This window comes from uncultured Capnocytophaga sp., assembly GCF_963525585.1.
Taxonomy (GTDB): Bacteria; Bacteroidota; Bacteroidia; order Flavobacteriales; family Flavobacteriaceae; genus Capnocytophaga.
The window spans coordinates 1-9,234 of record NZ_CAURLX010000061.1 but is presented as its reverse complement, the minus strand read 5'-3'; the positions used below and the strand labels follow the sequence as shown (position 1 = coordinate 9,234).

11 protein-coding genes are annotated in these 9,234 nt (G+C 40.5%); 5 read left to right on the top strand and 6 right to left on the bottom strand.

Annotated features, from left to right (window positions below):
• Window positions 1–73: 73 nt before the first annotated feature.
• Window positions 74–226, top strand: coding sequence for a hypothetical protein (locus RYK20_RS10310; protein WP_311457095.1), 153 nt, complete (start codon window positions 74–76; stop codon window positions 224–226).
• Window positions 227–346: 120 nt separating this feature from the next.
• Here the strand turns inward: RYK20_RS10310 and RYK20_RS10305 are convergent, their stop codons facing one another.
• Complete coding sequence (locus RYK20_RS10305; RefSeq protein WP_311457094.1) at window positions 347–835, bottom strand: hypothetical protein; 489 nt, start codon at window positions 833–835, stop codon at window positions 347–349.
• Window positions 836–895: 60 nt separating this feature from the next.
• Window positions 896–1,708, bottom strand: coding sequence for a phosphatase PAP2 family protein (locus tag RYK20_RS10300; RefSeq protein WP_311457093.1), 813 nt, complete (start codon window positions 1,706–1,708; stop codon window positions 896–898).
• Between the two features lie 90 nt (window positions 1,709–1,798).
• Here RYK20_RS10300 and RYK20_RS10295 point away from each other — a divergent pair, with 90 nt between their 5' ends.
• Complete coding sequence (locus RYK20_RS10295) at window positions 1,799–3,280, top strand: hypothetical protein (protein WP_314895359.1); 1,482 nt, start codon at window positions 1,799–1,801, stop codon at window positions 3,278–3,280.
• Window positions 3,277–4,350 (top strand): hypothetical protein, encoded by a 1,074-nt coding sequence (locus RYK20_RS10290; RefSeq protein ID WP_314895358.1) that lies wholly within the window; start codon window positions 3,277–3,279, stop codon window positions 4,348–4,350. The genes RYK20_RS10295 and RYK20_RS10290 overlap by 4 nt, the downstream gene beginning before the upstream one ends.
• Here RYK20_RS10290 and dut read toward each other — a convergent pair.
• The 3 genes from dut to RYK20_RS10275 form a co-directional block, all read right to left on the bottom strand.
• Entirely contained in the window at window positions 4,345–4,779 is a 435-nt protein-coding gene (dut, locus tag RYK20_RS10285; protein WP_314895357.1) for a dUTP diphosphatase, read from the bottom strand. The two genes, RYK20_RS10290 and dut, sit on opposite strands and share 6 nt — an antisense overlap.
• A gap of 288 nt (window positions 4,780–5,067) precedes the next feature.
• Window positions 5,068–6,507, bottom strand: coding sequence for an oligosaccharide flippase family protein (locus RYK20_RS10280; RefSeq protein ID WP_314895360.1), 1,440 nt, complete (start codon window positions 6,505–6,507; stop codon window positions 5,068–5,070).
• Window positions 6,508–6,526: 19 nt separating this feature from the next.
• On the bottom strand, window positions 6,527–7,528 hold the full coding sequence (locus tag RYK20_RS10275; protein WP_314895356.1) for an NAD(P)H-dependent glycerol-3-phosphate dehydrogenase: 1,002 nt from the start codon (window positions 7,526–7,528) through the stop codon (window positions 6,527–6,529).
• Window positions 7,529–8,007: 479 nt separating this feature from the next.
• On the opposite strand from RYK20_RS10275, the gene RYK20_RS10270 reads away from it, so the two are divergent.
• A complete protein-coding gene (locus tag RYK20_RS10270; protein WP_314895355.1) occupies window positions 8,008–8,223 on the top strand; it encodes a hypothetical protein in 216 nt (71 codons plus the stop codon).
• A 19-nt stretch (window positions 8,224–8,242) separates the two neighbouring features.
• On the top strand, window positions 8,243–8,377 hold the full coding sequence (locus RYK20_RS10265; protein ID WP_314895354.1) for a hypothetical protein: 135 nt from the start codon (window positions 8,243–8,245) through the stop codon (window positions 8,375–8,377).
• Window positions 8,378–8,583: 206 nt separating this feature from the next.
• Here the strand turns inward: RYK20_RS10265 and RYK20_RS10260 are convergent, their stop codons facing one another.
• Window positions 8,584–9,000 carry a hypothetical protein gene (locus RYK20_RS10260; RefSeq protein WP_009416343.1) on the bottom strand — a complete coding sequence of 139 codons (417 nt, stop codon included), beginning with the start codon at window positions 8,998–9,000 and terminating at the stop codon, window positions 8,584–8,586.
• Window positions 9,001–9,234: the final 234 nt, after the last annotated feature.

Here is a 9,234-nt window from a genome sequence, read left to right as displayed (position 1 = left end):
TTCACAGAGCTTAAAGCTCTTTTTACTAAGATAGGAGCTGTAGGACGGGCAGAGGCATTAGCGCACTAAAAAAGTGCGGAATATTACCCTCTTGCTGGCGCAAGCTTGGAGCTTGTGCCTACCATTCACAGAGCTTAAAGCTCTTTTTACTAAGATAGGAGCTGTAGGACGGGCAGAGGTATTAGCGCTTAAAAAGTGCGGAATATTACCCTCTTACTGGTGCTAGCTTGGAGCTTGTGCCTACCATTCGCAAAGCTTAAAAGCTCTTTTTACTAAGGAGGAGCTGTAGGACGGGCAGAGGCATTAGCACCTAAAAAAGGCGCGAAATTTTCGCGCCTATAAGTTTCTATTCTGGAGACTGGGGAGTGTCTTTTACTTTCTTGCTAGCAGGACCGAAGTGCTTCTTCAGGTCAGCATAGATAGCTTCTCCACCAGGAACTTTCTGAGAGGCGAGGTACTTGATATAGTTATAGTAAGCGATACTAGCAGCATAGTTGTAGTTATCCAAGAATGTTTTGGTATCCTTAAGGTCTTGCAGGATATGGGTGAGCTTGTTCAGAACGGGCTCTACGCAAGTACGAGCGATATAATCCTTGTCAAACTCTTCTTTGTTAATGGTAGGAGGAATGCTAGAGGGTTCCTGATCCATATAGGCCTTACACTTATCCACAAAGCCCTTGTTACGTTCGGCTATGCTAGCCAGCTGTCGTCTTTGTTCAGGGGTAAGCCCAACTGTTTTACCTTGGAAAACTTCAGTAATCATCTCCAATGCATCGGAAAGCTTTGCTAGCTCCTCTTGAGAGAATTCCACCATCAGGTTATTTTCTACACTCATAATGATAGTTTTATCTATTTTCGGGGCAAAGATACAAAAAAAAGTGAAAAAAGAAAGAACTTAAAAAGAAAAATTAACAGACACCCCCAGAGAGTTTTGCCAGGGGTCATAGGTAGGAACTGCCCAGAAAGAACCTAATGTAGAGCGCTCTCGAGGGTTCTTATGAGGTTTTTCCTTATAGATATAAGGAAGGAGTAGGTAAGCTATCTTGGTAGAGAGGATTCCCACCCCTGCCCCAGCGACTACATCGGATGCCCAATGCCTATTGTTATAGATACGGGAGAGACCTACCGCAGTAGCTACCGTATAGCCTGTAATCCCTACCCATAGGTCTGTATCCTTATACTCCTGATAGAGCATCTCAACGCCTGTAAATACAAAAGCCGTATGCCCAGAGGGAAAGGAATTACGAGTAGAGCCATCTGGGCGAAGCTGTCGTACGGAATACTTGGTCGTATTAACGAAAATCCCCATTAGGATATGTGCCGTAGCTCCTACTACCACCCTTTGCTTAAGGGTGTGTTTAGCAGGCATTCCTACATTAGGTAGGGCAAAGACAGCCGCTACAGGAAGATATTGTAGGTAATCATCTGCAGGGAAGCGCCCCTTGAGTTCATTGGTTACATAGTGCTGTAGCTTATGGTCAAAGCGGGAGTCAATAGAGGTAGCCCCACGTGCTATCAAGGCTAGGGGGATTACAAAAGATAGGGGCTTAATAGAAGTTTTCCTCCCCTTCCCCCCTAATGAATCAGGGGTATGTACTACCTTAAGGGTATCTACCCCCTGTACAGAAAGGGTATCCGAGTACTGCCCCCACATAACACAGGGGAACCCAATGAGGAATATTAGAAGCCTCTTGTATATCATTTCCATTATACAAACTTTTTCTAGAATTGCAAGAGGCAAAGATACTACTTTTTTTGTATTTTTGCTCCTGAAATCTTTTCTCTCCTTGATACACCAATGAAATACCAAAATATCCTCGAAGAAGAACTTAAGAACAAAGTTGCTACAGACTGGTTTGCGGGCTTTGATACCACCCAAATTCTAGGGAAAATAGACTTTTCGGTGTTCCCTGAAAAAGGACACCTGTTCCACTCCATTCCACTGCTTTGGGCTGAAGCAAAAACTGGCAATTATGATACCGTTACGATGTTCGTACAGCTGATTTTAACTATTGGCAAGGCGAAAACCTACCAACGAATGGTGCCTCCTGCTTTCTTAGGCGCTTTCGACTTTCAGAAATTCGCTTTCGTTCCTTACGAGGCAATAGCCGATGTTTTTTCTATTAATGATTTCAATTGGAATGTAACCCCTTCTCATCACGAAAGCAAGGAATTTGCCCTACTTAAAACCCGTATAGAAGCCCAACTCAAGGAGAATGCCTATTGGTTCGATTTTGAAAAGGACGCTAAGGAACTGCGCTATTTTATTGAACATAATGTAAAGGAAGCCTCCAACAAGGCAAAGCAACCGATTGATAAGAATAATTTCGTCTCTATCTATCTGAGGTGGCTGGAGGTCGTCAAGCCTATTATCCAAACCAATTGGGAGGCGCTAAAGAAGAAAGATATCTTGGATTGTGACTTCTACTTAGCAGACCTTTTCGTAGATGATAAGGGTACAGAGACCATTACTGACGATACCGCCTTGTATGAAAATCTTTTTGTTCTCTTTGAAAACCAAGGCTATACGATTCGGCAGGAAAACCTCAAGAACATACAGGGGTTTGATAGTAGCTTTGACGCTCTGATTCGTATCAAGGACAAGGAGACCTACCAGAACTTCTGGAAGCTGTATAAGCGTCCGCCCCAGAGTGATTACCACGATTACATTATCGAACGGAGGGAGCTCCTAGTAGATCAAGATGTACGTGAGCGCAAAGGAGCTTTCTTCACCCCGCGCCAATGGGTAGCCCTCTCTCAGCAATACCTTACTGACTATCTCGGTGAAAATTGGCAAGATGAGTACTATGTATGGGATTGCGCCGCAGGAACAGGTAACCTCCTAGCAGGGCTTACCAATAAGTACCATATCTTTGCCTCCACCCTTGACCAAGCCGATGTAAATGTAATGCACGAACGTATCCAGCACGGTGCCAACCTCTTGGATAACCATATTTTCCAGTTTGATTTCCTGAATGATGAGTTTATTCCCCAAAGAGAAGGAGGTAAGCTCCCTGATACCCTTTTTGACATTATCTCCAATGAAGAGAAACGCAAAAAATTAGTTATTTATATCAATCCGCCTTATGCAGAATCAGGAAATGCTAAGCAGAAAGCTGGAACAGGTAAGAATAAAGCAGGCACAGCTATTGGGAATCGCACCTATGAAAAATATAAAGAACTTATAAAGAAAGCCAGCAATGAGCTCTTTGCCCAGTTTTTGATCCGAATTTACAAGGAAATCCGAAAAGCTCAGAGATTGCACAATTTTCAACTTTGAAAATTGTGCAATCTCTGAGCTTTTCGGATTTCAGGAAAATCTATCGAGCGAAGCTCGAAATTTTTTTCACTGTTCCTGCGAATACTTTTGATAATGTAAAAGGAAAATTTAGAATTGGTTTTTTCATTTGGAACAGCGAAAAAGAAGAACATTTTAAGTATAAGAAAGGATATTTTTTGGATAGAAATGGTAAATTAAAATATATTAAAGGTGTTTTTGCTATTGATGACATAAAAGAATTTCTAAATTACTGGATAAAGGAAGTTTCTTTACCTTCAAAAGAAGAATCTATTGGAATATTAGCTTGTTCAACTCCTGATTATCAACACAATAATGAAATCAATATTTCTTTAAAAAAGGGAAAAGGACATATTTCTTTTATCGATATAAATAGACAGAATATTATTCCTGCAAGTATATATCTTGCTTGTCGATTATGCATTAATGCTGACGAAGATAATGATAGAGATCCTTTTATATACCCAAAAGACGGCTGGCAGGAAGACAAAGATTTTCAAACCAACTGCCTTGCCTATACGCTCTTTCACGGGCAAAACCGTATCTCAGCATCTCAATACCTAAGCAATGAAGAAAAAACGCCGGCGGAGACACTCTATAATCATTGGATACCTTTTAGAGAAGAGGAGGTGGGTGCCCCTACCCTCTTTGCCAGCCACTTTATGACGGATTTTATGGCGGGCAAGCTAGGTCAGAAAGAGGCTCCAACCCAAGAACACAATCTCTTTACCCTTGCCGGAGAGGAAAATCCTAAGCAAGAATATAGTTCTTTTGTACCTAAGGAGCCCTTGCAGTTTACCCCTCAGGCGCAGGCGGTATTTGAGGCAGGCAAAGCCCTCTGGCAGTACTACTTCTCCCAGCCTAAGGTAAATGTAAATGCCTCCTTATATGATATACGTGAATACTTCCAAGGACGCAATGAGAAAGGGAAGATGAACAACAAGAGTACTGACGAGCGGTATAATACCCTTATAGGGAACTTACGTGAAGCTCTTGGGGTACTCGCTCAGGAGATAGAAGTACAGGTGTATGCCTATGGCTTCTTGCTATAAGCCTGTACTGCCATAGCCCCCTGTACCCCGTTGGGTAGTATCAAGAGTATCCACAGGCTGCCATTCAAGGGTTTCGTGGCGGGCAATCACCATCTGAGCAATGCGTTCGCCATCCTTGATGACAAAATCTTCCCCAGAGAGGTTGATAAGTAACACCGAAATTTCCCCTCGGTAGTCTGCATCAATAGTTCCAGGGGAGTTCAGTACAGTAATACCGTGCTTAAGGGCGAGCCCAGAACGGGGTCTTACCTGTGCTTCCACTCCTTTGGGAAGAGCGATAAATAAGCCTGTAGGAATCAGCTTGCGTTCGAGAGGTTTTAGAGTAATAGGTTCGGGAAGTACAGCACGGAGATCTACCCCTGCTGATTGTTCTGTTTGGTACTCAGGCAGTGGGTGTCCTGAGCGGTTGATAACGGATACTTTAAGCATTATAGCCTTCAATTATTCGCTTGCAAAGATACGACGGCAAATAACAAAAAACAAATTTTTAGCCGTTAAACAGAAGATAATTATTTGTTGTGAAGTGTTAAGGCACCAGCCAAACTCTCTTTCTCAGCCTGTAGCAGGCTTCTCCTATAAAGAATTTCAATAAACTTGGTTGAATATCTAGTTTCAGCACCGGCTTTTTTCTCTTAGACAGGCTTTTTTTTACCCTCTTCTTCGTTTTCCTAATATGAAGATTCTTCTTTGTTAAAAGCTGAAATTTTCTATAATAAATTAGCTTCTACCTGTACGGATTTGCTTCCTAAGATAACCGAATGCTAGCACAGCATAGCTTATCAGGCATAGAGTACCTATATACAGATTGCGCTCAAAACCATAAAAAACTATCGCAGAGAGAAGAATTGCTAAAGCCAAGAACCCCCATACCCCTTTTCCGTAAGGAACAGGATACTTATACTGCCCTACCCAATAGGAAATAAGCATCATTCCAGCATAAGCTAGGAGGGTCGCTACTGCTGCTCCAAGGTATCCTATTGCAGGGATTAGGGTGAGGTTAGCTACAATGGTAATCCCGCCACCGATCACTGAAATAATCGCCCCCCAATGGGTTCTATCGGTAACCTTATACCATACAGACATACTGTGATAAATCCCCAAGCAGAGGTTTGCCAAGAGGATAAAAGGGACTATCTGGAGTCCCTCCCAATAGGCTTGGTTAGGAATCAGGAGCCACTTAAGCAAGTCTATATATACACAAACGAACAGAAGAATCCCCCCTGAGAAAATAGTGAAGTAGGTAGTTACCTTGGCATAGGTCGTAGGCGCCTTCTTATCCGAAGCTGAAGAAAAGAAAAAAGGTTCTACCCCAAGCTTATAGGCGGTAATGAATAGAGTCATAAAAACGCCCATTTTATAGCAACCGGCATACATCCCTACCACCGTATCAGCTTCCCCAGCAGGGTAAAGCATACGGATAAAAATACGGTCAAAAGCTTCATTGACAGAGAAAGCTATCCCTGCAATCAGTACAGGAAAAGCATACCTAAAGAGCTTCTTCCACAGAGCATAGTCCCAGCAGAGCCCTATTTTCCTATACAAGGGCAATACAACCGCTAAGGTAAAGGCACTTGCTATAAGATTAGCTAGGAATATATATTGGGTATTATCAGTAAAGGTAAGTACCTCAGGGAGCTTATTCTGCTGGGCAAGCCTAGGAAAATAGAGCAGAAAGAGCAAATTCAACCCTAGGTTCAGGGTTACATTGGCTATCTTGATAGAGGCATATCTCAAGGACTTCCCTTCATTACGATACCAAGCAAAAGGAATAGCTACCAAGGTATCCAACGCGAGTATCCAAACCGCATATTTTATATATATAACAGGATAATCCAATAGGGTCGCGATAGTCTCTGCCCCTACCAAAGATACACACAAGAACCACATCGTAGTAACCAGCAAAGAGGTCAAGGTAGTAGCTGCTACCCTACGAGGGTCTTCTTCGCGATTCATAAACCTAAAGAAAGCAGTCTCCATACCATAAGTAAGGAGTACATTCCCCAGAATCATATAAGCAAAGAGTCCTTGATAAACCCCATATTGCTCTTGCGTGAGGGTACTCCCTTGGGTATGCAGAGGAGTCAATAGGAGGTTAAGCACCCTTGGTAGCACTGTCGCTAAGCCATAGATGGCTGTATGACGAATAAGATGACTGATTTTCAAAGTTCTATTTGTCTTAATCCATTAGTTCAGTGAGCTTTAAGAAGGTAGTTCTCACTTGTTTTTTGCCATAGAGTACCCCATAGACCGCGTCCAAGATAGGTGTGTAAGCAGGTGAGGGCTGTCCTTGGTTGATTTTGAAGGCATTTTCCACCGCATAATAACCTTCAGCAACCATAGACATTTCCATAAAGGCGCTTTTTACAGAATAGCCCTTTCCAATCATATTTCCAAAGGTACGGTTACGGCTAAAAAGAGAGTAGCCCGTAACGAGTAGGTCGCCTAAGTAAGCAGATTGGTTGATGTCCCTCTCCAGCGGATAGATGGCATCTACATAACGCTTCATTTCCCGAATGGCGTTACTCATCAGTACCGCTTGGAAGTTATCGCCATAACCGAGTCCGTGGGCTATCCCTGCTGCAATAGCGTAAATATTCTTGAGCATCGCCCCGTACTCAACCCCAATGATATCCTTGCTAATATGAGTGCGTATAAAAGAGCCTGAGAGCACCTCTGCCATTGTTGCAGCCGTATCCAGATGGGTACAAGCTACCGTGAGGTAAGAAAGCCGTTCCAGAGCGACCTCCTCAGCGTGACAAGGACCCGTAATTACGCCTATCTGAGCCGAAGGTACCTGATAATGCTCCATCAGAAAATCACCAACAATTTGCCCTGTTTGTGGCACAATTCCCTTAATAGCGGAGAAAACAATCTTATCTGAAAGGGGAACAGAAAGCTTCTTGAGTTCATCAGCAAGGAATGCCGAAGGAATCACGAAAATAAGATAATCTGCCTGCGCAACTGCTTGATTGATATCCGAAGTGAGGTGTAGTTTCTCTGTATGTAGTTCTACCGAAGAGAGGTAATTAGGATTGTGCTTATAAGTCTGTATATGCTCAATAGCACGTTCATTATGCATATACCAATAGATGGTAGAGAGATTCTCCGAGAGCATTTTCACAATTGCCGTCGCCCAACTCCCTCCTCCAAGTACTGCGTATTTTATTGTATTTTCCATTTATTATTCTGTTATTATGGCATATAGAAAGCTATAATCATTCCCTTACCGAAGCTTGTAACTTCCTTATAAAGAGCTAAAGCCTTTACTTAACCATAGGCACAAGGCACAAACTCACATCAGTGAGAGAGTCCGCCTGATCAAAATCTATATTTAACTGATTTAAAGGTAATTAAGCACAGTAAAGAATGTAGAGCAAAGTTACAAAAAATTCTTGAAGTATCATCAAATTTCTTCGGAAATAAACTCTCATTGGTGCTTGTCACCATTTCTTCCTTTTGAGTTGGTAACTCCCTTACAAAGAACCCAAGTCACTGCTAATTGAGCACAAAGAGCTATCAGCACACACCAACAAAGCCTATTATTCAGAAAAGAAATTAAGATCTATAAATTTGAAGCTGTTTAAACTTTTTTAGAGAAGAAGCTGTTTAAACTTTATTCTTATAATAAAATAAAAGTTCCCAAAAATTAGTAATTTTGTGTTTGAGAAAAAACACCAAAATTCAGGAACTTTGGGCAAAGATACAATAAATAAATGGATTATTTCCTTTTTAAGTGTAGGAAAAAGAGGATTTAGCTTTAATAATGGAGAGCAACCAGATGTTTATTTTCTTGATGTAACTTGGATTGGAATGCTTTTATTAGGGTTTATCTCCAAGTTCCTCAAAAAAAGTTTAAACAGGTTTATAATTTAAATTCATACGAAAATCCTTCGTGAACGACACCACCAAAGAACAGGTAGAAGCCAATTACCGCCAGATAAAGTTAGATATCATTGAAATCATTGAACGCGAAAAAGAACGCATCACCAACGACCCTGAACTGAGACATTTGGTGGAGAAGGATTAATTACAATTATTAAATATTGCGTCAGGTTTGTAAAAATTACCTATGAGATAGAAATGGAGATCCCCATATAACTTTGTAGAATCTTTTTCACATCTATTGATAGAAAACATAGCAATCCCATCAGTACTTCTATAATTTTCAATATACTCTCTAAGATAACTTCTGTTTTTCGCTTATTTTCTTTCTTGTAGTATAAATTCTGTTATCTATTTACAATGATAAATTAAAGTGTCAATTTCTCTTTTTTTACCCTTTAAGCCAGCATTACCATAAAAGTGAAAACGACCAACTAATTTTGTAGTATCTTCTTCACATTTTAACACGAAATAATCAGCAATATTATCTTCTGGATAATCGTATAATGCATTATCTGAAAAGCCACCATCTATATCTTCTTTATTATCTAAAAAATAACTTGTATCCCAAGTATATTTATAAAATTGGATACGATTTTTATGACGATTTTTTATTATAAAGCTAATTAGTTGGTCTTTTAACAAAGAATCATTTTCTATAGAGTTTCTTACTAAAATAAGACTGGGTATGGTTTCAGACTGTATAAACTCAATTTTTCTATTACAAGAAATAAAAATAACTAATATTAAAAAGAATATTTTCTTCATAATTGTGGTTTTTTTAGGATTCTTTCATTTAAAGTTTCTCCCCTGCTGGCGCGAGCTTGTAGCTCGTGCCTACTACAATAAGAGCGTGTCGCTCATTCCTTATCAATTACTTCCCCCCTTACTTGCGTAAATAATGTTTAAACTCACTTGTTAATTTTTTCTCTCTAAGAAGCTGTTTAAACTTTTTCTTATAATAAAATAAAAGTTCCCGAAAATTAGTAATTTTGTGTTTGA

Bases quoted from the DNA above. Each gene is read 5' to 3' on its own strand.
- RYK20_RS10305 (WP_311457094.1), bottom strand. From the start codon at position 835: ATGAGTGTAGAAAATAACCTGATGGTGGAATTCTCTCAAGAGGAGCTA.
- RYK20_RS10300 (WP_311457093.1), bottom strand. From the start codon at position 1,708: ATGGAAATGATATACAAGAGGCTTCTAATATTCCTCATTGGGTTCCCC.
- RYK20_RS10295 (WP_314895359.1), top strand. From the start codon at position 1,799: ATGAAATACCAAAATATCCTCGAAGAAGAACTTAAGAACAAAGTTGCT.
- dut (WP_314895357.1), bottom strand. From the start codon at position 4,779: ATGCTTAAAGTATCCGTTATCAACCGCTCAGGACACCCACTGCCTGAG.
- RYK20_RS10275 (WP_314895356.1), bottom strand. From the start codon at position 7,528: ATGGAAAATACAATAAAATACGCAGTACTTGGAGGAGGGAGTTGGGCG.
- RYK20_RS10260 (WP_009416343.1), bottom strand. From the start codon at position 9,000: ATGAAGAAAATATTCTTTTTAATATTAGTTATTTTTATTTCTTGTAAT.